Origin of the sequence: Thalassotalea euphylliae (assembly GCF_003390375.1) — a bacterium.
GTDB lineage: Bacteria > Pseudomonadota > Gammaproteobacteria > Enterobacterales > Alteromonadaceae > Thalassotalea_F > Thalassotalea_F euphylliae_A.
This window is the reverse complement of record NZ_QUOT01000001.1, coordinates 1,868,203-1,891,095: the sequence shown is the minus strand read 5'-3', so window position 1 is coordinate 1,891,095 and position 22,893 is coordinate 1,868,203. Positions and strand designations below refer to the sequence as shown.

Below are 22,893 nucleotides of genomic sequence, written 5' to 3'. Positions count from 1 at the left end.
ATGATGAATCAACAAGCGTTAATAGCGATAATAATGGGCACAACAACGGAATAGTATTATGACAATTGATTATGAAAACAGATATGCCATTGGTCATAACGAGGCTAAAGGATTTGATACCGCTCAGCTAAGAGAAAACTTTCTTGCTGATGACTTATTTCAGCAAGACAAAATCAAGTTGGTTTACACCCACTATGAACGATTAATTGTCGGAGGCATTGTGCCCGTCAATCAAACCTTATCATTAGATGCCATTGACCCACTAAAAGCACAACACTTTTTAGACCGACGTGAACTGGGTTTGATCAATATTGGCGGCAGTGGTGTGGTGGTTGTTGATGGTCAGGAATACTTTCTTGATAACAAAGAAGCATTATATGTGGGCGCTGGCAATAAGCTAGTAACCTTCCGAAGCCTTGATAGTGCGTCACCCGCTAAGTTTTATTTAAATTCAGCGCCTGCCCATAAAAGTTACCCAACGAAAAAGGTCACTAAGGCAGAGGCGAATGTACTGGAGCTGGGCTCGCAAGAAACCTCAAACGAACGCTCAATTTATCAATTGATCATTAATGGTGTTGTCGATACCTGCCAACTGCAAATGGGCATGACCAGCTTAAAGCCGGGGAGCGTGTGGAACACTATGCCAGCCCATCAACATGATCGCCGGATGGAAGCTTATTTATATTTTGATTTGGCGGAAGATCAAGCAGTTGCCCATTTTATGGGTGAGCCTAAACAAACACGCCTAATTTGGACGGCAAATGAGCAAGCGGTGATTTCTCCGGCATGGTCAATTCACAGCGGCGCAGGCACTTCAAATTACACCTTTATTTGGGGAATGGCGGGTGAAAATTTAGATTACGATGATATGGATAAATACGCGCCAACTGAGTTAAGGTAATGATTAGCAGACAAAAACAGGCCAATAGGCCTGTTTTTTGTCTCTAGGAAGTGATGGGGGAAGTATGGTGATTAAGATAACAAAAATAATGATAATCACGCTGCTGAGCCTAATGATGTTAGGCTGCCAGCAACAAAGCAGCAAGCTAACTCTTAGGGTCGGGCATACACTGGACATGGGACATAATGTCCATTTGTCACTGCAGCATATGGCTGAGCGACTGGCATATTATTCCGACGGTGAAATGGCACTTAAGCTATACGCCAATGGTCAGTTGGGCTCAGAGCGTGAAATGGTTGAATTACTGCAAATTGGCAGTTTGGCCATGACTAAGGTCTCGGCGGCGGCGTTAGAAGGCTTTGTGCCAGATATGAAGGTTTATAGCTTACCTTATATCTTTCGCGATCGAGCCCATCGCTGGCAAGTGCTGCAAGGTGATGTCGGTAAAGATATTCTTGATTCTTTAGCACAAGCACGGCTTGCTGGCCTTGGCTATTTTGATGCAGGCAGTCGCAGCTTTTACACCTGTGATGATATGGTGCATTCGCCACAAGATGTCGTCGGTAAAAAGATCCGAGTGATGAATAGCCAAACTGCCGTCAAGATGATTGATGCCTTTGGCGGTGCGGCGACACCAATTTCGTGGGGGGAACTCTACGCAGCCTTGCAACAGGGGGTGGTTGACGGGGCCGAGAATAACCCACCAGCATTTTATTCATCACGCCACTATGAAATCTGCCAAAACTATTCGTTAAATGAACATACCTCCATTCCCGACGTTATTATTGCCAGCAAACATATTATTGATGCCTTAACCCCGCAGCAGCAAGCATGGCTGGCACAGGCGATGAATGATGCCGTCGAGTTTCAAAAGTCTGGCTGGTTGGCGGCAGAAAACCATGCTTTAGCGGAAGTTAAAAAAGCCGGCGTGAAAGTTGTCTATCCTGATAAAACTGAATTTTTCGCAGCCGTTGCTCCCTTTCACGCCACGTTTAACGACACCATAGTCGGGCGCTACCTCGAGCGTATCAAACAAGTAAAAACTATGACTGTCGCTGACTATCAGCAGGAGGGCGCAGGTGAATAAAATACTACAAAGCTTGGACTGGATTATTACCCGGACCTTAATGGTATTGATGCTAGCGATAGTACTGACTGTTACCTGGCAAGTGCTATCACGCTATATTTTGCAATCGCCAAGTTCTGGCTCGGAAGAGCTGGCGCGTTTCTTACTTATTTGGATAGGCATGCTAGGTGCCGTCTATTGTTATCGCAATAGAGCGCACTTAGGGTTAAATATTTTAACTAACAAAATGACGGCGCAGGGGCAACTAGTTGCGGCGCTGGTTAGCCATGCCATGGTGTTTTTCTTTGCGGTAACTACCTTAATCATGGGCGGCTTTAACTTAATTGATATGGCTATGTCGCCAGTCCAAACCTCTGCCGCGTTAGGCATTAAAGTGGCGCATGTTTATGCCATAGTGCCACTGAGTGGCATATTATTCTGTGTCTATGACATCGCCGAAATTGCTGAGCTATTAGAGCATGGTGTGGTCAGTGAAGGGGAAGAGCATGGAAGTTAGTGGCCTAATACTGATTGGCGTATTCTTCGCGCTATTGCTGATTAACCTGCCCATTTCGGTGTGTATTGGCGTTGCCACCTTAGCGACTATGCTATTTAGCATCGACTTTATGCCGGCGGTAACCACCATAGCCCAGCGTATGGTGGGGGGCTTAAACAGCTTTGCCCTGCTGGCGATTCCATTTTTTGTACTATCGGGATTATTGATGGGAAAAGGTGGCGTTGCACGGCGACTGATTGAATGTGCCATGGCATTAATTGGTATGTTACCGGGCGGCCTAGCCTTAGTTAACGTGTTGTCGTGTACTTTGTTTGGTGGCATATCCGGCTCAGCAGTGGCAGCGACTAGTGCCATCGGCAGCTTTATGATCCCAGAAATGGAAAAGCGCGGTTATGACCGCAATTTTTCATCAGCGGTCACAGCAACCGCAGCAACTACGGGAATGATCATTCCACCTAGTAATATCTTGATTATTTACGCTATTGCCAGCGGTGGTGTGTCTATTTCGGCACTGTTTGTCGCTGGTTACTTACCGGGCGTGCTAGTGGCTAGCTTCTTGATGTTAGTCTGTTCGGTTTATGCGCTAAGTCGGGGTTTTCCAACAGAAGACAGGCTGCCAGTAAAACTGGTGGCGGAAAAGGTGCTTGCGGCACTGCCCAGTTTATTGCTGATTGCCATTGTTATTGGTGGCATAGTCGGCGGTATATTTACGGCAACCGAAGCGAGCGCAATTGCGGTGTTGTACTCTTTGTTCTTATCTGTCGCGCTTTATAAAGAGGTGAAGGTAAAAGAGCTTCCAGATATCTTGCTAAAAGCGGCAGGTATTACCGCCATTGTGATGTTTTTAATTGCCACTTCGTCTGCGATGTCGTGGATTTTATCCTATGAAAACGTACCGCAAACGATCAGCGACGCCTTATTAGTGTTAAGCGAAAACCCGCTGATTATTTTATTGATCATCAATATCGTATTAATTGTGGTTGGCGCCTTTATGGATATGACGCCAGCGGTATTAATTTTCACTCCAATATTTTTACCTGTCGCCGAGAGCCTAGGTATGTCGCCGATTCATTTTGGCATTATGATGGTGCTGAATTTATCGATTGGCCTGTGTTCACCGCCCGTTGGGGCCGTTTTATTTGTTAGTTGCTCGGTCGCTAAAACGTCGATAGAGCGAATGATTAAACCTATGCTACCACTGTATTGTGCGATGTTTATCGCCTTAATGTTGGTGACTTATATTCCCGCGATTAGTGAGTTCTTACCTAAGCTATTTGGCTTAATGTAATGATTTACCCTAATGGGGATGGCCGCCAAGTTGTGCATAGCAATTAACTACTCTGATATTGAAGTAAATGATGCGTAATAAGTTAATGATATTACTGTGCTTGTTAAGTATGCACGCGGCCGCTCAGCCCAGCTCCGTTGGTCAAAAAAGCTTAGTTGCGGGGCAGTCATTACCTATCGATCAGCCACTGCCGGTTTTATTGCAAGGTGACTATCGGAGCGATGAGCTCCATCAGGTACTTGGCAGTCAGCGGATTTATCAGGCTGACTTTTCGTCAAAAGAAAGCCTAGCGAAGGAATGGCAGGTGGAAGGGCCTGCTAAGCTGACGTTAAATAAAGCTCGGCAACTGATCTTTGAATCCCAGTTCACTGCTGATTTTATTCAGGCTTATCTGCAAGGTTTATTTGATTTTGTCCCGAATCAACTTGGCCAGTATTACCAAGTGTTAGCCAAGCTGGCGCAAGCGACATTACCGACCGCGCAATATCAAAGTATGTTAGATGCACAGCAGCGCTTTAAAGGCGGGCATGTGGTGCTATGGAATAAGCAACAGCTGCCTGACAGTTATATTGTTGAGTTTGATTTGCAGCACCAGTCGCCCATGGGGCTGTTTATTTTGTTTTTCTCCGCGTCAGGACTCAACAATGAATCCATTTTCTCGCCGACATTGGCCAAACGAAATGGCGTGTTTAAACAGTATACCAGTGGTGATATTCAGTCTTACCATGTCTCTAGCTATACGCCGCATCGCAGTACCGCGAATTTACGGAAAAACTATCATGGCGGCCGGTTACTAAAAAGCCAACCTGATATGGCAGCGTTGGCACCGGATAAGGTCTATAAATATCGGTTAATCAAATGGCGAGATCGTTTCCAACTTTATCTAAACGATCAGTTGCAAATGGATTACGTGGATAAGGAGAACGCCTTACAAGGCGGTCATGTTGGTTTAAGGCTGATGGCCAGTGCCCGCGCTATGTTTAGTGATTTTAACCTTTATCAATTGCAGCAAAATCCATTTGCCTTACCAGCGAGCAAACAGCAAATGACCGTCAGCAATAGTGAGCAGTTAATCGAGGCGCTGGCTACGCTAACACCGGGCACTACTATTTGGTTAGAAAGTGGCAAATACCCTGATGTCGCCGCTGAGCTAAGCACTTCAGGTACTCTTACCGAGCGCATCTATATTAATGCAAAACAACCGGGACAAGTGTTATTCACTGGCAAACCGGCAATAAAAATTACGGGCTCGCATATTACCTTAAGTGGTATTCGCTTTACCGACGGTGATCGCTTTGATAACAGTGCTTATGTGAAAAGCAAAGGCAATAAAATCACGAAAAAAGCCCCATATATATTGGATCTGCAGGGGAGCTATATTCGCATTAGCAACTGCAGTATCGACTTTTTCGATGGTCATCATGCCACTTGGTTTAATATCGAAGGGAGCAAGAATCGAGTAGATCATTGCACCTTTGTTAATAAGCAAACTCATGGTGGCGTGCTCAGCAATGCTAAGCCACCGGCCAGTGGTGCGTTTCATCGTTTTGATCATAACTATTTTTCACGGCCAGATATTGGCTCAGATAATGCCGAAGTGATCCGCCTTGCCACTGGTTGGTCGCATAATATTGATGCCTATATGACGGTTGAGTACAACGTATTTGAACAATGTAATGGTGAAGGGGAAGTGATTTCAGACAAGTCGAGCCGTAACACCATACGTTTAAATCGTTTTACCAATAACTTAGGTGGGCTGAGCTTGCGTCAAGGCAATTATAGCCATGTTTATGGCAATTGGTTTGAGCGCCAGCAATCGCCGCGCAAAGGTAATACGAAAGAAAGCAGTAAACATAAGCGTAAGAAACGTGCTCGCGACTTTGGCGTGATGATCCGTGGCAAACATCACCTGATTGAGAACAATCATTTTCAAGGCGGTGGCCCTAACTTAATTAAGCTGGTCAATGGTCAGCCAGAAGGGTATCAAAAGCCGGGGCGGCCAAAAGCGTTGCCGCGCCATCATATTGCAGCTGAACAGGTGGTGCTGCGCCATAATAATTTTATCCCAACGAATGTGTTGGCTGAGATAGATAAACGAAAATTTAATAAAGATCGCAGCGTGTTAGCCCATGATATTAGCTTTATCGCCAATTTAATTTACGGCCAGCCGGGCTGGCAGTTGTTATCTACTATTTCCTATGCAGGCGTTAGCTGGCAGGGCAATGGGGTAGTGGCGCAGCAAAGCCCCGTTGTCGATTTAGATAAAGGTACTAATGAGTATTTTAAGCGCCAAGCAGGCCTGCCTAACGCTTACCAGCAACGTTTTGGTAGCCAACCACTAACGGACTATATGCAGCCCCATCGGGCTGGTGCAAGCTGGCAAGATTATCCATTAGCGCCGCACTAGTTAATGCCTGTGGCTAACTGAATAGCTTGATGAGGTAGCTTAATTAAAAACGGTTATTTGAAGTGATAACTGATAAATCCCAATTGCTAACTAAGCAATGAGCCTATGGCTAGTAAAAAAGAATTACGACTAAAAGTGCTATAACTTAAGCTAGTAATAAAAGTGGAGAGCTAAAATAAAAAATGGCGCTTATTAAGCGCCATTTTTCTGTTTACCCTAAGCTAGGTAGGTTAAGTAAGTGTTATAAACCTTGCTTGCGTTTTACATGCTCAGCAATTTTGATATGGCGATCACGACTATTTCCTAGGTGCTCACGTGTGGCTGAGCGCGCCGCTTCACTATCTTTTGCTTCAATCGCTTCAGCAATCTTTTTATGTTCGTTTTGAATAATCTTTAGGTAGTCGGTCGAGTCAATGGACTCTTCATAGTCCGTGACAATATCTCGGTCTGGAATAACCCCTTCGCCAATATATTTAATAAAGCGAGAAAAGTAAGGGTTACCAGACGCGCTTGCTACCGATAAGTGGAAGTTCAAATCTTCTTTGACCGCATCATTACCGTCAGCCACTTGCTGGTCAAACGCTGCTAATGCTGCCCAGATATCTGCCATCTGCTTATCTGTGCGATGACGAGCTGCCATTGAGGCCATTTCAATTTCAACTGCCATCCGCAATTCCAAAATCTGAACAGCTTCTTCAATACAGGTGAATTCTTTGTTTTCAATCTCAAACGATTGCTTTGGCGTGCTGCTCGCGACAAACATGCCAACCCCTTGGCGGCTGACAATTAAGCCTTCTGCTTTTAACGCGGCGACCGCTTCTCGTACAACACTGCGACTAACACCCGCTTGCTCTTCGATATCTTTGGCGGCAGGCAATTTTGTGCCGGGCTCCAGATTACCTTCTAGAATTTGGCTTCTTAGTGACTCAACCAAATCATTGGTCAAGCTGCGTGAACTTTGAATTTGTCCAATGTGTAAATGCTTCATGCGGCAATTATTCTTTTAAATTGTTAATTGTTTGTTTCTTTAGGCACATTAGTGACTTTACAGCGTTTATCGGCAATGAACAATGGCCTTTAGCGCTAGTGGGCTGGGTAAATTACTTAAATTTCCTCAGCGGCTGGTCAATAGTGAGCTGTTTGAATTTTAAACTAAATTGTTGACTATTTGCTATCATACATGATGTCATGTGATATGATAAGTGTTTTAGCGATTTATATTATAATTATGAAAAAAATAGTCGTATTTGGTGAATGCATGCTGGAATTTGCCCCTATGGCAAGTCAGCAATATCAGCGTGGCATTGCTGGCGATGTTTATAATACCAGTGTTTATTTGCAGCGCTTGGCGACTGAGTTGGCGCAGGTATCATTGCTGACTGCGTTAGGCCGTGATGCAGTAAGTTATAATATGCTTAGCCAGTTTCAAGCGGAGCAGCTTAATACCGATTACGTCTATCGTCACCCAGCGCGCACCGTTGGCGCTTATTTAATTGATGTGGATAGCGAGGGTGAGCGCAGCTTTACTTATTGGCGTGGTCAAGCAGCGGCGCGCGAGACATTTGCATTAGTCAGCGATAAGCAGCTTAGTCAGCTAATCGAGCACACAGATATTTTTTATTTTTCTGGCATTTCAATCGCGATCCTTGCGCAAAGTGATCGCGAGCGTTTTTGGCAGTTTGTTGAACAATTAGCTGCCGCCGGCAAACAAATTGTGTTCGATACCAACTTTCGCCCCCAACTATGGCCAGACAAAGTACTAGCTCAGCAAGCGTTTCAACGTGCATTAAAGTTAAGTACCACGGTATTTGCCGGCGTCGAAGATCTTGAACAGCTGGCGATGGGGGAGTGCTTTAACTCCGTAGCGATGTCCCTTAAAGACTATGCCATTGATGAATTAGTGATTAAGCACGGCGAACATGGCGTGCAAGTGATTGAAGGCGAAAAAAGCCAGTTTATTGCTATTGAACCTGTGGCGAATATTGTCGATACCACGTCGGCGGGCGACTCATTTAACGCTGGCTATCTTTATGCTCGTTTAGCTGGCAGCAGCGCCAGTTCGTCGGTAAATTTCGCGAGCTTATTAGCTTCGCATGTTATTCAGCACCGAGGGGCCATTATTGCCACGGAAGATTTTGCGCCGATTCAAGCATCGTTAAATACATTAATGCAAGGTTAACTTGGCCAGAACGATGCCTGCCAGAACGATGGCTACAAGGATGACAAGACCAAAATAAAAAAGCTCGTCATTGACGAGCTTTTTTATTATCACATGGTTGCGATTTTAGCTTAGCCTGCTGCCAATTATGAGCGTTTTACCGCTTTTACAAAGCTAGTGACTGATTGACCATTGCAGCGTAGCGATGAAATACGGTGACCAACAGCGCGTACACCTTCTTTAACTGCTTTCATGCACAGCTGGCTTTCCATTGTTTGGTTGCCCGGTAAAACTACAGTTTTATGAGCCACAGCTGCCTTTTCTGCTGCAAAAGAATGAGCAAATGCTTTTAACGTTTCGCCATTACATTTGGTATTCGCTGCTAATTTTTCGCTACCTAACTGCTTAACTGCGGCTTGGTAACCTTGCTGAGCTGCAACTAAACATAAGTTGGTTTCTGCTGATGTATTTTTCGCAACAAATTGAATATTAGCTGCGGTTACTTGTGTGCTTGCTAAAGCTGCAAGGAAAGCGAGTGTGCCGATTAGGTTTTTCATGACTACCTCATTCTGTCAAAATGTTTAAACAGCTGCTGTGGCAAGCGGGGTATAGCCAGTCGCGCCTAAGCCTGTTAAAACAAAAAATTGCTGTGAGTTGTGGGACTCAAAATCGGCGGCAATTATACGAATGGCGACAACCAAGTAAAGTAAATGGCTGATCAAATAATGCGCAAGAAGGTTCGTTAAATACCTTCTTTGTAAACAAAACTAAACAGCATATTTAGCCCTTTAAATGCTGGGGCTTTCTTTTGCTTGTTCACTGCAAATAGTTGACTTAATAGAAGCAGTGGAAATTCCTCGAATATTCAGCTGGATAAAGAGAAAGTGTTAACAGTGAATGGTAATTTTTAACGAAATATAAGGTGAAAAGACGAGTTAATGACTGCGGGGAAAACATTGTTTAAATGAGCTTATTTACGCTTGTATTAATTTGTACAAGTGTTGATTTATTGCTCAATTATGTGACTGGTTTTATAGCAAACGCTTATTAAAGTTTTTCGTTTTATAAGTTAACTGAACTAATCAATCGCATCTAAATTAAAATGAGCAGCCAGTTGCAATAACCAGTAGCGGATAATTTGTTGTAACTTCACCGCATGGTCTGTCCCTATCCACTGGCTCGTTTCGACAGATTCTTGATCGGTTAATTGCTTGACCAGCAATGACTCTGAGATGGCAATAAAAATCAGTTGTTTGCTAGCAAGGTCGACAAATTTTACGGCGCTGAGTGTCTCACCATTAATTTGCCAACCAGCAAGTGCGCCCACCTCAGCACTGCCTTTATGATCGCCTTGTGTAGCATCAGCTGCTGCGCCAAACTTTGCCTGAAAATACTCAGGGGAAACCAAAGCGATCTGACAGCTTGGGCTATTGGCCTCGTCACCATACCAATTCGCTTTCAAGGTTTCGAAATTCGCCCAGGCTTCGATGCGCTCTAAATCGTGCTTAGTGATATTCAGGGCATCAGACACTTGCTGTTCGGCAGCAATACGTATGGGTAATTTCACTAACTGACGCTCCTGTTTTTATATAGATAAAACTATAACTGTGATTTTAATTGATAGAGTAAATCAAGCGCTTGCTTGGCACTAAGCTCGTCAACATCTAACTGTTTTAACGACTCTACCACAGGATGTTCAACATCCATTAACGGCAACTGCTCAAACGCTTGCGGTTTGGTGGCAACCGTTGGTGCTTGCTGCGTTTCCAGTTCAGCCAAACGCTGTTTAGCACGGCTGATCACAGGCTTTGGAATACCGGCTAATTGTGCCACTTGCAGACCAAAGCTTTTGCTGGCGGCGCCTTCTTGCACGGCATGCATAAAGATAATATTGTCGTCGTGCTCAACAGCATCTAAGTGGACATTAGCTAGCGTGTCGATTTGCTCTGCCAATAAGGTTAATTCGAAATAGTGGCTGGCAAATAACGTAAAGGCTTTAGTGTTTAAGGCGAGCATTTCGGCAACCGCCCACGCCAGTGATAAGCCGTCGTATGTGCTAGTGCCTCGGCCAATTTCATCGAGTAAAATCAAACTGCGATCACTGGCGTTGTGCAAAATGTTGGCGGTTTCTGTCATCTCAACCATAAAGGTTGAGCGGCCACTGGCTAAATCATCTGACGCGCCAATACGGGTGAATATGCGATCCACTAAGCCAATTTCAGCGTTGCCAGCCGGAACAAAGCAACCTATATGCGCGAGCAATACAATCAGTGCAGTTTGGCGCATATAGGTTGACTTACCGCCCATGTTCGGGCCGGTTATGATCAGCATTTCTCGGCTGGTATCAAGCACAACGGGGTTGGCAATAAAGGCTTCATTGGTCATTTGCTCCACCACTGGGTGTCGACCTTGTTCAATGTTAATGCGCTTGTCTTTGGTTAGCTTAGGCTTAACGTAGTTAAGCGTTTCTGCACGCTCAGCAAAAGTATTAAGCACATCAAGTTCCGCAATACCTTGCGCTAAGGTTTGCAACTTTTCAAGTACAGGCATTACTTTATCGAATAGCTCGTCGTAAAGGCGCTTTTCTAGTGCGAGAAAACGGCTTTGCGCGGTCAGTACCGTTTCTTCATGAGCTTTTAATTCTTCGGTAATATAGCGTTCGTTGTTTTTCAGGGTTTGACGGCGAATGTATTCTGCAGGCACTTGAGTTGAAGAAGCTTTGCTTACTTCAATAAAGAAACCGTGTACTTTGTTGTAACCCACTTTTAGGGTTTGAATACCCGTGCGTTCTTTTTCGCGGGTTTCAATTTCTGTCAGTAAGTTCGTTGCTCCTTCACTTAAATCACGTAAGGTGTCGAGCTCTTGATGATAGCCCGGAGCAATGACGCCGCCATCGCGAATAAGCACTGGTGGGTTATCAATAATTGCACTGCTTAGTAGCGCATACAATTCATCCATCGGCTGTGTTTGCTGCGCTAATGCCGATAAATCTGATGTGCTTGATTCAGCCAATAAACCTTGGAGTTCTGGTAGCTGCCCAAGTGCGTTACGCAGGCGGGCAAAGTCACGAGGGCGCGCAGAGCGCAGTGCAATACGGGCGACAATACGTTCAATATCGCCAATTTGCTTAAGTACGGTTTTAAACTCAGGATACAACTCGTCGTTGATAATGCTACCCACAGCGTTTTGTCTTGCCGTTAATACCGCTAAATCGCGCAGCGGGAAATGCAGCCAGCGTTTTAACAGGCGAGAGCCCATTGGCGTTGCCGATTTATCCAACACTGAGGCTAAGGTGTTTTCAACGCCACCTTGCAAGTTATGGGTTAGCTCTAAATTACGACGCGTCGCCGCATCTAAAATTACTCCAGTTTGTGATGATTCGGCGACAATGGCGCGAATATGGGGTAGGGCAGTACGCTGGCTATCTTGTACGTAATTAAGCAAGCAACCGGCCGCCATTAAGCCGCGCGGCAGCTCATCTACACCAAAGCCAGTGAGCTCTTTGGTGTGAAATTGCTTAGTGAGAATACTAATGGCTGTGTCTAAATCGTAATCCCATTCTGGGCGGCGACGTAATCCCTTATGAGCCTCCAATAATTGTGGTGCGCTAAAATCTTCTGGGTACAGTAACTCCGCCGGTGATAGTCGTTGTAATTCTGCTTGTAATTGCTCTGCGCTGTTTGGTTCACTGACCACAAAGCGGCCACTGGTCATATCTAAATAGGCTAAACCAAAACCAGCTTTCACTTCGCTAATGGCAACAATTAGATTGTCTTGACGATCGGATAATAAAGCTTCATCACTGACGGTGCCAGGGGTAACAACTTTCACTACCTTGCGCTCAACTGGCCCTTTGCTCGTTGCAGGATCGCCCACTTGCTCACAAATCGCGACCGATTCTCCTAGTTGTACTAGCTTAGCTAAATAGCTTTCGACTGCATGATAGGGCACACCGGCCATCGGAATGGCATTGCCGCCAGACTTACCACGTGCGGTCAGTGAAATATCCATTAAATCTGCGGCTTTTTTCGCATCGTCGTAAAACAGCTCGTAGAAATCACCCATACGGTAAAACAGCAGAATATTAGGAAATTCCGCTTTAATTTTAAGGTATTGGCGCATCATTGGCGTATGCGTAGATAAATCGGCAGGCGCTGTGGTCATAAAAAGACAAGTGTTGTTGGCATAAAATTGACGTGGATTATGCCATAAAGCCCAGCATTCCCCTACTAGAGAATTACTGGCTAAAGTACTGGTTAAAACTACTGGATAAGAAATGCTCAAACTAAGGGGTTAAATAATAAGTTTATTATTAACAGTGCCTTAGCTTTGATTTGGTAAATAATATTATTTTACACTTGATACTGTACGAGCGTACAGTATACTAAGCGCAACTTAACAAATTAACGCTATCGTATTTATTGGAGCGATAAATGGACGACAACAAAGAAAAAGCACTCTCGGCCGCGCTTGGTCAAATTGAACGTCAGTTCGGTAAAGGTTCAATTATGCGCCTTGGTGAAAACCGCAGTATGGATGTAGAAACCATCTCTACCGGTTCACTAGGCTTAGATATTGCCTTAGGTGCAGGCGGCTTGCCAATGGGCCGTGTTGTTGAAATTTATGGTCCAGAATCGAGTGGTAAAACAACGTTAACGTTAGAAGTTATTGCAGAAGCACAGCGCAACGGTAAAGTTTGTGCGTTCGTTGATGCTGAGCATGCGCTTGACCCAATTTATGCGGAAAAGCTAGGTGTTAATATCAACGATTTACTTGTTTCTCAACCGGATACTGGTGAGCAAGCATTAGAGATTTGTGACATGCTAACTCGCTCTGGTGCGGTTGACGTGATTGTTGTTGACTCGGTTGCAGCACTAACACCAAAAGCAGAAATTGAAGGTGACATGGGTGACTCGCACGTTGGTTTGCAAGCGCGTATGTTATCGCAAGCGATGCGAAAACTAACGGGTAACTTGAAGCAGTCAAACACTATGATGATTTTCATCAACCAAATTCGTATGAAAATTGGTGTGATGTTTGGTAACCCAGAAACCACAACTGGTGGTAATGCCCTTAAATTCTATGCTTCAGTTCGTTTAGATATTCGCCGTATTGGTGCAGTAAAAGCGGGTGATGAAATTGTCGGTAACGAAACTCGTGTTAAAGTTGTTAAGAACAAGATTGCACCACCATTCAAGCAAGTAGAATTCCAAATTATGTACGGCGAAGGGATCAACAACCTAGGTGAGATCTTAGATCTTGGCGTACAGAACAAGATGGTAGAAAAAGCTGGTGCTTGGTATAGCTACAATGGCGACCGTATTGGTCAAGGTAAAGCGAACGCAACCAAGTACTTAAAAGAACACCCTGAAGTAGCGCAAGAGCTTGATGGCCGTTTACGTGAGATGTTCCTATCTAAGCCAAGTGAAGCCGAAGCGGAAACTGAAGCAGAGACAGAATAGAATATTGCACGCACTAAACATAGTGAGCGCAGAGTTCAGAGCTCAAGCTCAGAAATAATAAAAGTAAAAAATCCCGCCAGTGCGGGATTTTTTGTTTTCAGCGCTAAATTAGCTATGGCAGCTGATGGTCACCAATTGTGCTGTGACATGACATAACTCGACACAAACTTTTCATCAAAAACTCCTCTACTTTTGTCATAAATTTCAATATGATTCAATAGCTTCTTTGATGAAAGTTAATACTTAAGCCCACCATATTAATGATAAAACTAACTATTCGGCTGAATCATCTAAGTAAGTAATTTACAACATGTGTTTAAACAATGCGTCAAGTTATAGGCATCAATCATTAACCTAAAGTTCTGTTAATAATACAAAGAGCTGAGCAATAGGATAATTGTGCTGCCAGCAATACGCTGATAGGGATGTTATGAAAAAGCTTTATACTGCTGTGCTGTTAACGGCAGTAATTTCAGGTTGTGATACCGCAAATCTCCACCTTACCGAACAACAATACGAAGATGCGCTAGACAATGGCGATATTGTTACTCAACTCAATTTGCTTGATGAGCTATATCAACATGCGCCTGAGGTTTATGCGCAAGATTATGAAGATAAACAAGCGTTAGGTGCAGTAATTGAACAGCTCATGGCAAATCCGAAAAACTTTGCAGGTATTAGCGATGAGCAATTGTCCTTGGTGATTGACTTTGCACCGAGCTATCAGCCCTTCTCATACGCGGCCATGCATTTAGCTGAAAAGCAGCGAATTAAAGGCAATATTCAAAATGCGCAGAACAAGGTAGCTTTGCTTAAGAAGGGGCTATTAGAGAAATTAAAAAAAACACCAAGTCATATTGAGGCTTACGAAACTCAAATTACTTTAAAGGGCATAGCGCCGTATTTTCTTCAATCACAGTATGCTCGGAACCTACTTGGTAGCTATCGTACCGAAATACTCAATAGTTATCAGCTTAATGCAATTGTTAATGGCTTAAGTAATGTTCATAGTATCAATCAAGAGCAAATACGTTTACATCGCTTTTTAGTCAAGTTAACGCCCGAAAAAGTAGAAGCATTATCTGCAAGTATTCACCAAGAGCAAGCGGATATCCAACGTATTTTAGTTTGGCTTTACAAGCAGCAAGTTGAACAGGGTATAGCAACTGCTAGCCAGTCAAACGATTACTTACTTTCGCTATTAAACAACCGCTATGGTCGTCAGCGACTAGACTCTGTGTGGTTAAATGTGGTGGAGCCAAAAGCTAAAAAAGCGGTGATGACCGCGAAAGAGACTTACTTAAGTGATCTAGACTTGATTGCGACTAAGATTTACCGAGTGGCGGGTGACAATAACCAACTAAAAGCGCTTTATAAGCAAACACTTGAATTAGACGCTAAGCTGCTATCGCTAATGTGGCCTCCCAACGGTCTGATTAATTTCAAAGAAAGCTCAATAAAAGCGAAAGCTGAGTTAGCGGCATCTTTTTCCGTGATTCAACAACTTTAATGAGCTGTAAAAAGGAAAAACCGTCATAGGCGATGACGGTTTTTCGAAACTTTTTTAGCGTGTGCTAGGGCTAAGGGTTTAGAGCCTAGAGCTAAAACTAGCCTAGCCTTATTGGTATTCAAACGCTTTAACGACGCGATTGACACCACCGATATTGCGAGCGATATTCACCGCTTGATCTGCTTCGCCACGGCTTACTAAGCCCATTAAAAAGACCTCGGCGTTTTCTGTGACCACTTTAATATTGTTAGCGTCTACTTTATCGCTTTTAAACAGTGCCGTTTTAACTTTCGACGTTAACCAAATATCGTTAGATTTAGTCGCCACTGAAACGGTATTACCAAGACGAATTTGATTGTGAATTTGCACGACACCTGTCACTGATTTGAGGATTTTCAACGCCTCATCACGTAAGTAGGTATTCGGGGCCTGCCCGACGACTAATACAGAGCCGTTCATGCTGGTGATTTGCAGGTTAGTGTTGTCACTAATGCCTTTATGTTCAGCAAGCTTTGCATAGCCTTGTAATTCGATGTTTTGATCGTCAATTTGGGCGCCGACTGAGCGGTTATCTGCCGCCACAGTTGCACCACCAACAACGCCAACGACCGCAGCTGCGACACAGCCTTGTAGCAACGAAACTGCGGTAATGAGCGCAGCTAGTTTATGAAGTTTCACGAGAACTACTCACCTTGTGGAAATAATGTGCTATCGATAATTTCGCATAAACAATGAATAACTAGCAAGTGTACTTCTTGAATACGTGCAGTGCGCGGTGATGGAACGCGAATTTCAACGTCATTCTCACCAAGCAGGCCAGCAATATCACCACCATCTCGACCAGTTAACGCGATAATTGGCATATCACGAGCAACAGCCGCTTCAATTGCTTTGATGACGTTTTTTGAATTACCACTAGTCGATATTGCCAGTAGCACATCACCCTCGTTACCAAGGGCTCTTACTTGCTTAGAGAACACCTCATCGTAGTGGTAGTCATTAGCAATAGAAGTAATTGTTGAGCTGTCTGTGGTCAATGCGATAGCAGGTAAACTTGGGCGCTCTGTTTCATAGCGATTTAATAGCTCTGATGAAAAGTGCTGAGCGTCGCCAGCAGAGCCACCGTTACCGCAACTTAGAATTTTTTTACCGTTAAGTAGGGCTTGTACCATCACCATACCAGCCTGCTCAATAGGAGCCGCTAACGCTTCACTTGCTGCGATTTTGGTTTGAATACTTTCGGTAAAATTACTTTTGATACGCTCTAACATAAGAGTAATGGTTCCTTAAAAGGCATTTTTTAGCCAGGTTACATTCGGTTGTTCAATTGGCCCTTGCAGGGCAACCACATCGAAACGACATGGCGTATTATATTCATTTAATTGTGCCTGTTGGAGATAAAAAGAGGCGCAAAGTTTTAATTTTTGTTGTTTAGCAGCAGAAATGGCGGCAATTGCGCCGCCATAGTTTGCTTGTTTGCGATATTTTACTTCAACGAATACGAGTACTTCGCCATCTTGCGCAATAATATCGATTTCGCCATATTTGCTGCTAAAGTTGCAGGTTAGACAATTCAGCCCCTGTTCGCGTAAATGCTGCGCTGCAAGCTGTTCGGTTTGTTCACCAATATTTTTGGTGGTGAGTTGTTTAATCCATCGCAATTTGTTGCACACTATCCTTGTTGTATCGACCCCATAATAGCGTACGCGTCAATATCTGATTTGCAGCAAGTTGTAAGGTGCCTACCTGCCCATAGTGACGCACATACGGGTACTTTTGCATCACGGCTAACTTGTTCACTAATGCGAGCGAGTCGTAACCCATTGCGAATATTCGTTGCAGGCTATCACTGCGGGTTGGAAAGAGTTGCTTAGTGACTTGCACTAGAGGTTTGTTTTGCGCTTGGCTCGCTAACAGCCAAGGCATTTCGGTAAAGCTCATGCCTGCAAGGTCGCGAGTATCTCCTTCATCAACCGCGAGGCTGTGACTGCGACTACTGGCGTAGATTGGAATCGTGTCGGCAAATGGGCTAATGCTTACATCAATATGCGGTTTTAGAAGTCGCGTTTGGGTTGCTGAACCGACAATATAAATCATATCTATATCGCGTCGGTTGCGTGTTTCAGCCTTAATTGTGTGTTTGATTCGGCTGTTCAGGTCATCGATGCGTGCCTTGCTTTGAAAAACGCCAAGCGCAGATTTCAGCATCGTTTGCATTTTCTTGCCTTTACTGAATGGCATTAATTTAGGCGCATTACCAGTAACACGCTGCCACTCATCAACAAACGCTGTGGCAATGCGCTGACTTACTTGGTCTTGATGCACTAAAACAATCGGCATTTGGTAATCTTTACGCGCTAAGGTTGCCGCCGCTTGCACGGCCTCATCTTCTGGACGCATTGAAATGGCAAATTGATTTTCGTTTAGGGTATGTTGCGCTGAAACGTTCAGTAATAGGCTTGGAATTGTGATGTCATCAATTGCCAGGTATTGATTGACCCGCTCTCTCAACAAGGGGCCGATGACGTAATCTATTTCTAGTGTCTCTAACGTCGATTTTAGCGTGGTCCAGTCGAGGGTTTCTGAATCAAAGAAATGTAATTTAGTGGTACTTTGCTCTTGATACGCAGCTAAAATACCTTGCTGTGCTGCGCTACCAGCTGCTTGCTGTCTGCCTGATAAAGGCAGAATCACTGCGATACGCTGGGCCCCCAGTGGGTAGGCTTTTTCTTTGTTAAGTAATTGACCTACTAAATTATTGGCGGGGTGAGTTGGGAATTGTCTGCGCCACTGCTGTAAATAACGCTGAAAGGCAGACAAGTCATCACCAAAACGATGAGCGTATTTCGTTAATTGTACCCAGCCACTTAGGTAAGGTGCTTTGTTATTATCAAGTTGGCTCAATTGCCAAGAAGAAAGCTGTTGAAACGCTTGCCATAGCGCCTCAATCTCTTCTTCACCGGCCTGTGGGTTCATCGAAAATGCAAATAGCTGAGCATCTAAAGCATCAAGGGTAAAGCCTCGCGCCAAATTAACTTGGTGTGCTAACCAATAATATTTGACGTCGACATCAGTATTTACCGACTTTGCCTTAACTAACTGCTGCCAGGCTAAATCAATTTGTTCTAGTGCTAATAATGCTTGCGCTTTAACGATTAACAAGCGGTATTCTTGCTCACCCGATGCCTGTCCTTGCAGTTGGTTTGCTAACCAAAGCGCTTTTAATGGTTGGCCTTCAGTTAACTGGTACTCACTTGCGGTAATAAGAGAATTTAAGGCTTGCTGTCCCGTTTGCTCTTTACTCTGTCGAATAAAGTAACTTGCACTTAGCTGCTCAGGCTCGGCTGTTTTTGCAACTTCAGGCTGTTGCACAATTTTAGGTGTTTTAGGAGCTGCGCAACTTGCTAGAAGCGCAACAATAACGGCGCTTAACGTAAGTTGGAGAATAGAGAACCGATGACTTTCTGACTTCACTACTTGGAAATCCGTGGGTTTAAGTATGAGTTTATAATAAACTTCATCCTAATGACTCTCAACCACTGCATCACTTGATGCGCAAGTTAACGCATCACCTGATATAAAGCATAGCGGTAAATAAATGACAGAATTTCAAATAGTGCCTGGTACGTTATACGTAGTCGCAACGCCAATTGGCAACTTAGGGGATATGACTCAACGCGCGATAGATGTGCTGGGCCAAGTTGACTTGATTGCGTGCGAAGACACGCGTCACACACAAAAATTGCTAACAGCGTTTAGTGTTAAAGCTAAAACCTTTTCGCTGCACGATCACAATGAACGTCAGCGACAAGAACAGATTGCCAACTGGTTGGAAGAAGGAAAAAGCATTGCTTTAGTATCCGATGCGGGTACGCCTTTGATCAGTGATCCAGGCTTTCATATTGTCCGAGGGTTAAAACAGCAGTCGCTACCTGTGGTACCTGTACCGGGGGCATGTGCGGCAATTACTGCCTTATCAGTTGCGGGCTTGCCAACGGATCGTTTCGCGTTTGAAGGCTTCTTACCGTCGAAATCAGGCGCACGTCAAAAAGTGTTAGGCGAGCTAAAAAACGAAACTCGTACTATGATTTTTTATGATGCACCAAGGCGCGCACTCGACACCTTGCAAGATATCGTTGAAGTGATGGGCGCTGAGCGCCAAGTGGTTATTGCTCGTGAGCTAACCAAAACCTTTGAAACGATAAAAGCTGATAGTGCAGGTAATTTTGTTGATTGGCTTAGCCAAGATCCTAATCAGCTAAAGGGAGAGATGGTGCTGATGATTGAAGGTTATCAGCCAGAACCAGACAGTATTTCTCCTGAGGTTGAAAAGACACTAAAACTGCTGATTAAAGAATTACCACCGAAAAAAGCTTGTGCAATTGCTGCTGAAATTTACGGCCTGAAGAAAAACAAGCTTTACGATTTAACCTTAGCGATGAAATGGTAAGCGTGTATGAATATACATGGTGAATGCGAAGTCAGCCGACAGGGTAACATGTTATTTGGCACCTTAATTGGCAGCTTCAATGAAGATGGCATCACTTTGTATATTGAACAAATGCGTGAGCAAGTAGAAGGATGTAAAGGCCAACCATTTGTTGTGCTCGTAGATCTAACGCGAGTGGAAGGAGGCACGCCTGAAGCTTATCAGATCCTTGATAATTATAATCGTTGGCTGGCTACTCAATCCATAGCTGCTAAAGCCTTACTTTATGATAGTGCGGTTCAGCCTGATATTTTGTTTAGTCGCTCCCCGTCATTAGATCTGCAAAACACCAAAATATTTACCGATAGAGTTGAAGCTATCGCTTGGCTACATCAACAACTTGATAGCGCTATTTTGAATAAACAATAAGCTTAGTCGAATAAGTTGCTTTAATTTGTCAGTGGGCTTGATGTAGAATACGCGCCGAGTTGGCCAGACAATCGCTGCCAAAACTTATTTATAAGTGTTGGGGGAGGAAAGTCCGGGCTCCAAAGAGCAGGGTGCCAGATAACGTCTGGGCGGCGCAAGCCGACGACAAGTGCAGCAGAGAGAAGACCGCCGATGGCTGGCAACAGCACAGGTAAGGGTGAAAGGGTGCGGTAAGAGCGCACCGGGCCACTGGTAACAGTTGGCAGCAAGGTAAACTCCACCCGGAGCAAGACCAAATAGGGTTCCTTATGGCGTGGCTCGCGTTGGAACCGGGTAGGTTGCTTGAGCCTTAGAGCGATTTAAGGCCTAGACGAATGATTGTCGCTTTTTTATTTATAGGAAAGACACAGAACCCGGCTTATAGGCCAACTCACATATTCCACAAGCCCTTGCAGCAATGCAGGGGCTTTTTTATTTTCGGGTGTCAAAGGTAACAGTTAGCTACAGGGTGCTAAAACTTCTTGGCACTCTGAGCAAGACCCAATAGGGTTCCACTACATTTACAGTGAGTGCGTGGCTCGCGTTGAAACCGCCTAATTTGAATGAACTGTCTTGCTTGAGCCTTAGAGCGATTTAAGGCCTAGACGAATGATTGTCGCTTTTCTATTTTTAGGAAAGATACAGAACCCGGCTTATCGGCCAACTCACATATTCCACAAGCCCTTGCAGCAATGCCGGGGCTTTTTCCTTTCTAAAGCCGTTTACTTCTCTTGGTTAAACATCACTCTTTAATTAGCTGGTTTTCAGACGAAAACTAAATTAAATTGTAAGTAATTTGATTTGCTAGGAAGTTGTGATGAGTTTACCTGCGTCTCGTTTGACTGACATGCACGTATGCCCAATGGTAACAGGTACAGTGCCACATGTTGGCGGACCCGTATCTGGCCCCGGAGTGCCTACTGTGGTGATTGGCGGTATGCCCGCTGCAGTGATGGGAGATATGGCGACATGTATCGGTCCACCTGATACGATTGTAAAAGGAAGTGCGACAGTGTTGATTGGCAATAAACCTGCCGCGAGGATGGGAGATACAACTTCGCACGGTGGCAGTATTGTCTTAGGCATGCCGACCGTGCTTATTGGTGGTTAGTTAGCCAATTGAATAATCATTAATGACTGGCCATCGCAATTAGGTTTTTGGCAATTTTTTTCCATTCAACGAGTTCTTCAATGGGCATAGGTTTCGCGTAAACATAGCCTTGAATTTTGTATACCCCGTGTTTGGCGAGCAGCTCGACTTGTTCGCGTGTTTCGACGCCTTCTGCGATGGTTTTCATGGATGATGCTTCATTGGCAAAAGCGATGATCGATGACAGCACCGAATTTTTCATATCGTCTGTGCCAATAACATCAATAAACATTTTGTCTATTTTGATGGTCGAAATCTTTAATTCTTGCACATAAGCAAAACCGCCATAGCCAGTGCCAGCGTCATCTAGTTTGAGTTCTATGCCCACATCATAAAATTTTTCGAGTGTTTTTTTAGCTTGGGCTAAGTCTTCGATTTTTCGGCGCTCGGTAATTTCTAATGAGAGATTGTGGTATTGCCAATGGTCATTTTTTAACGATTCTATGGTGTGGAACAGGTCGTCGTTTTGCAAGTGCTCCGGCACGATATTGACGCTCATAAACTTGTCTGTATCGCCCCAGTTTAGAGTTTGAATATCCCGTACCACGCGATAGAGCAGCTGCTCTGTAATGGGTAAAATAAGCCCAGAGTCTTCAGCAAAGGGAATAAATTGATAAGGTGGGATGATGGTTCCGTCTTTTTTGACCCAGCGAACTAGCACTTCGCAACCAACAATTTTCCCCGATTTTGAGTGCACAATTGGTTGATAAAATGGCTTAAACTCATGTTTATCTAGCCCTTGTTTAATTAGCGCTTCTAGCGTTTGGTTTTGACTTAGCAGCCATTGCATACCCATGACCAGTAATATGCCGATTAAAAAACCAATGCCTAAACTTATGCCACCGCTCCAGTGCTCGACGGGGGATAGGTAATTTTTTGAAACGGCTAAGGATAAGGAGAACGGATATTGCTCAGAGTAAATAAAGGAGGAAAGCGAGAGATCTTCTGCAAGATGATTTAAATCGCTGACGAGAATGTCAAAACTACCTAGCTGCACTTTCAGTACGGCACAATTTTCGCAGAATGCTTTGGGAATATGAATAGGCTCGATGTCGGCAATTAAGTTAAAGCCTTCTCCTTGATAAATCACCGTTAAATCATGCGTGTGGTTAATTTTATTGAGCTCAGAGCCAATAAAAATATTATCGCGTAAGTTCTTCCAAGACGCTTTTTCGTCTTGTTCTACCGCTAAACCGTGACTTGAACATTCTTTACCACCTGCAATGTGCACTTCAAACAGCCGAACATGTGGGCTAGTAAAGGCAACTCGCTGCATTTTTTCAATATCTGATATTGAACAGTCAAACGCGAGCTCTTCGGTAAATTCATCGTTTAAGCGGATGGCTTCTGTGACATGGCTATCAAGCTTGCCAATTAAATACTCTAATTCGGCATCGATTGCATGTTTAACGTAATAACCCGCGATATGGTGGTGAAACCCCAGAGTGACAGCAATACATGCCACAATAATAAACAGTGAGGTCCATGGACGGTACAGCTTCATAAAATTAACCTGTTGTTATTGTTCTTAGTTTTA

20 protein-coding genes and 1 other RNA gene are annotated in these 22,893 nt (G+C 44.2%); 12 read left to right on the top strand and 9 right to left on the bottom strand.

Going from position 1 to position 22,893, the window contains the following annotated elements; all coding sequences use genetic code 11:
* Window positions 1-58: 58 nt before the first annotated feature.
* The 5 genes from kduI to DXX94_RS08410 all read left to right on the top strand — a co-directional run bounded on the left by kduI (window position 59) and on the right by DXX94_RS08410 (window position 6,179).
* Complete coding sequence (kduI, locus tag DXX94_RS08430; protein WP_116015160.1) at window positions 59-901, top strand: 5-dehydro-4-deoxy-D-glucuronate isomerase; 843 nt, start codon at window positions 59-61, stop codon at window positions 899-901.
* A gap of 88 nt (window positions 902-989) precedes the next feature.
* Entirely contained in the window at window positions 990-1,988 is a 999-nt protein-coding gene (locus DXX94_RS08425; protein ID WP_116015158.1) for a TRAP transporter substrate-binding protein, read from the top strand.
* A complete protein-coding gene (locus DXX94_RS08420) occupies window positions 1,981-2,484 on the top strand; it encodes a TRAP transporter small permease (protein WP_258872131.1) in 504 nt (167 codons plus the stop codon). The genes DXX94_RS08425 and DXX94_RS08420 overlap by 8 nt, the downstream gene beginning before the upstream one ends.
* The gene (locus DXX94_RS08415) at window positions 2,474-3,772 is read left to right on the top strand and encodes a TRAP transporter large permease (protein ID WP_116015157.1); all 1,299 of its coding nucleotides are present in this window, start codon (window positions 2,474-2,476) and stop codon (window positions 3,770-3,772) included. The genes DXX94_RS08420 and DXX94_RS08415 overlap by 11 nt, the downstream gene beginning before the upstream one ends.
* Window positions 3,773-3,839: 67 nt before the next feature.
* Complete coding sequence (locus tag DXX94_RS08410) at window positions 3,840-6,179, top strand: DUF1961 family protein (RefSeq protein WP_116015155.1); 2,340 nt, start codon at window positions 3,840-3,842, stop codon at window positions 6,177-6,179.
* Between the two features lie 241 nt (window positions 6,180-6,420).
* Here DXX94_RS08410 and DXX94_RS08405 read toward each other — a convergent pair whose 3' ends face one another.
* Window positions 6,421-7,167 carry a FadR/GntR family transcriptional regulator gene (locus DXX94_RS08405; protein ID WP_116015154.1) on the bottom strand — a complete coding sequence of 249 codons (747 nt, stop codon included), beginning with the start codon at window positions 7,165-7,167 and terminating at the stop codon, window positions 6,421-6,423.
* 240 nt (window positions 7,168-7,407) lie between these two features.
* Between DXX94_RS08405 and DXX94_RS08400 the strand changes: the two genes are divergently transcribed.
* Complete coding sequence (locus DXX94_RS08400) at window positions 7,408-8,358, top strand: sugar kinase (protein ID WP_181901516.1); 951 nt, start codon at window positions 7,408-7,410, stop codon at window positions 8,356-8,358.
* Window positions 8,359-8,483: 125 nt separating this feature from the next.
* On the opposite strand, the gene DXX94_RS08395 is transcribed toward DXX94_RS08400, so the two are convergent.
* The 3 genes from DXX94_RS08395 to mutS form a co-directional block, all read right to left on the bottom strand.
* Complete coding sequence (locus tag DXX94_RS08395; protein ID WP_116015151.1) at window positions 8,484-8,894, bottom strand: hypothetical protein; 411 nt, start codon at window positions 8,892-8,894, stop codon at window positions 8,484-8,486.
* A 521-nt stretch (window positions 8,895-9,415) separates the two neighbouring features.
* Entirely contained in the window at window positions 9,416-9,904 is a 489-nt protein-coding gene (locus tag DXX94_RS08390; RefSeq protein ID WP_116015149.1) for a hypothetical protein, read from the bottom strand.
* 32 nt (window positions 9,905-9,936) lie between these two features.
* On the bottom strand, window positions 9,937-12,501 hold the full coding sequence (gene mutS / locus DXX94_RS08385) for a DNA mismatch repair protein MutS (RefSeq protein WP_116015148.1): 2,565 nt from the start codon (window positions 12,499-12,501) through the stop codon (window positions 9,937-9,939).
* A 269-nt stretch (window positions 12,502-12,770) separates the two neighbouring features.
* On the opposite strand from mutS, the gene recA reads away from it, so the two are divergent.
* Together recA and DXX94_RS08375 are read left to right on the top strand one after the other, a co-directional pair.
* The gene (gene recA / locus DXX94_RS08380; protein WP_115999037.1) at window positions 12,771-13,799 is read left to right on the top strand and encodes a recombinase RecA; all 1,029 of its coding nucleotides are present in this window, start codon (window positions 12,771-12,773) and stop codon (window positions 13,797-13,799) included.
* Between the two features lie 430 nt (window positions 13,800-14,229).
* Window positions 14,230-15,309, top strand: coding sequence for a hypothetical protein (locus DXX94_RS08375; RefSeq protein WP_116015146.1), 1,080 nt, complete (start codon window positions 14,230-14,232; stop codon window positions 15,307-15,309).
* A gap of 108 nt (window positions 15,310-15,417) precedes the next feature.
* Here DXX94_RS08375 and dolP read toward each other — a convergent pair whose 3' ends face one another.
* Genes dolP through DXX94_RS08355 form a run of 4 tightly spaced genes read right to left on the bottom strand, consistent with a single transcriptional unit; the run spans window position 15,418 to window position 18,783 of the window.
* Window positions 15,418-15,987, bottom strand: coding sequence for a division/outer membrane stress-associated lipid-binding lipoprotein (dolP, locus tag DXX94_RS08370; protein WP_116015145.1), 570 nt, complete (start codon window positions 15,985-15,987; stop codon window positions 15,418-15,420).
* A 5-nt stretch (window positions 15,988-15,992) separates the two neighbouring features.
* On the bottom strand, window positions 15,993-16,580 hold the full coding sequence (locus tag DXX94_RS08365; RefSeq protein WP_116015143.1) for a phosphoheptose isomerase: 588 nt from the start codon (window positions 16,578-16,580) through the stop codon (window positions 15,993-15,995).
* A gap of 15 nt (window positions 16,581-16,595) precedes the next feature.
* Complete coding sequence (locus DXX94_RS08360; RefSeq protein ID WP_116015142.1) at window positions 16,596-16,970, bottom strand: YraN family protein; 375 nt, start codon at window positions 16,968-16,970, stop codon at window positions 16,596-16,598.
* Window positions 16,957-18,783, bottom strand: coding sequence for a penicillin-binding protein activator (locus DXX94_RS08355; protein WP_181901515.1), 1,827 nt, complete (start codon window positions 18,781-18,783; stop codon window positions 16,957-16,959). Before DXX94_RS08355 ends, DXX94_RS08360 begins: the two co-directional genes overlap by 14 nt.
* A gap of 124 nt (window positions 18,784-18,907) precedes the next feature.
* Between DXX94_RS08355 and rsmI the strand changes: the two genes are divergently transcribed.
* The 4 genes from rsmI to DXX94_RS08335 all read left to right on the top strand — a co-directional run bounded on the left by rsmI (window position 18,908) and on the right by DXX94_RS08335 (window position 21,317).
* A complete protein-coding gene (rsmI, locus tag DXX94_RS08350; protein WP_116015138.1) occupies window positions 18,908-19,759 on the top strand; it encodes a 16S rRNA (cytidine(1402)-2'-O)-methyltransferase in 852 nt (283 codons plus the stop codon).
* A gap of 6 nt (window positions 19,760-19,765) precedes the next feature.
* Window positions 19,766-20,167 carry a hypothetical protein gene (locus DXX94_RS08345; RefSeq protein WP_147302259.1) on the top strand — a complete coding sequence of 134 codons (402 nt, stop codon included), beginning with the start codon at window positions 19,766-19,768 and terminating at the stop codon, window positions 20,165-20,167.
* A gap of 55 nt (window positions 20,168-20,222) precedes the next feature.
* An RNA gene (rnpB, locus tag DXX94_RS08340) (RNase P RNA component class A) lies at window positions 20,223-20,604 on the top strand.
* Between the two features lie 419 nt (window positions 20,605-21,023).
* Window positions 21,024-21,317, top strand: a complete 294-nt coding sequence (locus DXX94_RS08335; protein ID WP_116015135.1) for a PAAR domain-containing protein — start codon at window positions 21,024-21,026, stop codon at window positions 21,315-21,317.
* Between the two features lie 19 nt (window positions 21,318-21,336).
* Here DXX94_RS08335 and DXX94_RS08330 read toward each other — a convergent pair whose 3' ends face one another.
* Window positions 21,337-22,860, bottom strand: coding sequence for an EAL domain-containing protein (locus tag DXX94_RS08330; protein ID WP_116015134.1), 1,524 nt, complete (start codon window positions 22,858-22,860; stop codon window positions 21,337-21,339).
* Between the last annotated feature and the right edge of the window lie 33 nt (window positions 22,861-22,893).

Excerpts from the sequence above, each read along its gene's own strand:
- kduI (WP_116015160.1), top strand. The coding sequence starts at position 59 with ATGACAATTGATTATGAAAACAGATATGCCATTGGTCATAACGAGGCT.
- DXX94_RS08425 (WP_116015158.1), top strand. The coding sequence starts at position 990 with ATGATAATCACGCTGCTGAGCCTAATGATGTTAGGCTGCCAGCAACAA.
- DXX94_RS08415 (WP_116015157.1), top strand. The coding sequence starts at position 2,474 with ATGGAAGTTAGTGGCCTAATACTGATTGGCGTATTCTTCGCGCTATTG.
- DXX94_RS08410 (WP_116015155.1), top strand. The coding sequence starts at position 3,840 with ATGATGCGTAATAAGTTAATGATATTACTGTGCTTGTTAAGTATGCAC.
- DXX94_RS08405 (WP_116015154.1), bottom strand. The coding sequence starts at position 7,167 with ATGAAGCATTTACACATTGGACAAATTCAAAGTTCACGCAGCTTGACC.
- DXX94_RS08400 (WP_181901516.1), top strand. The coding sequence starts at position 7,408 with ATGAAAAAAATAGTCGTATTTGGTGAATGCATGCTGGAATTTGCCCCT.
- DXX94_RS08395 (WP_116015151.1), bottom strand. The coding sequence starts at position 8,894 with ATGAAAAACCTAATCGGCACACTCGCTTTCCTTGCAGCTTTAGCAAGC.
- mutS (WP_116015148.1), bottom strand. The coding sequence starts at position 12,501 with ATGACCACAGCGCCTGCCGATTTATCTACGCATACGCCAATGATGCGC.
- recA (WP_115999037.1), top strand. The coding sequence starts at position 12,771 with ATGGACGACAACAAAGAAAAAGCACTCTCGGCCGCGCTTGGTCAAATT.
- DXX94_RS08375 (WP_116015146.1), top strand. The coding sequence starts at position 14,230 with ATGAAAAAGCTTTATACTGCTGTGCTGTTAACGGCAGTAATTTCAGGT.
- DXX94_RS08365 (WP_116015143.1), bottom strand. The coding sequence starts at position 16,580 with ATGTTAGAGCGTATCAAAAGTAATTTTACCGAAAGTATTCAAACCAAA.
- rsmI (WP_116015138.1), top strand. The coding sequence starts at position 18,908 with ATGACAGAATTTCAAATAGTGCCTGGTACGTTATACGTAGTCGCAACG.
- DXX94_RS08345 (WP_147302259.1), top strand. The coding sequence starts at position 19,766 with ATGAATATACATGGTGAATGCGAAGTCAGCCGACAGGGTAACATGTTA.
- DXX94_RS08335 (WP_116015135.1), top strand. The coding sequence starts at position 21,024 with ATGAGTTTACCTGCGTCTCGTTTGACTGACATGCACGTATGCCCAATG.
- DXX94_RS08330 (WP_116015134.1), bottom strand. The coding sequence starts at position 22,860 with ATGAAGCTGTACCGTCCATGGACCTCACTGTTTATTATTGTGGCATGT.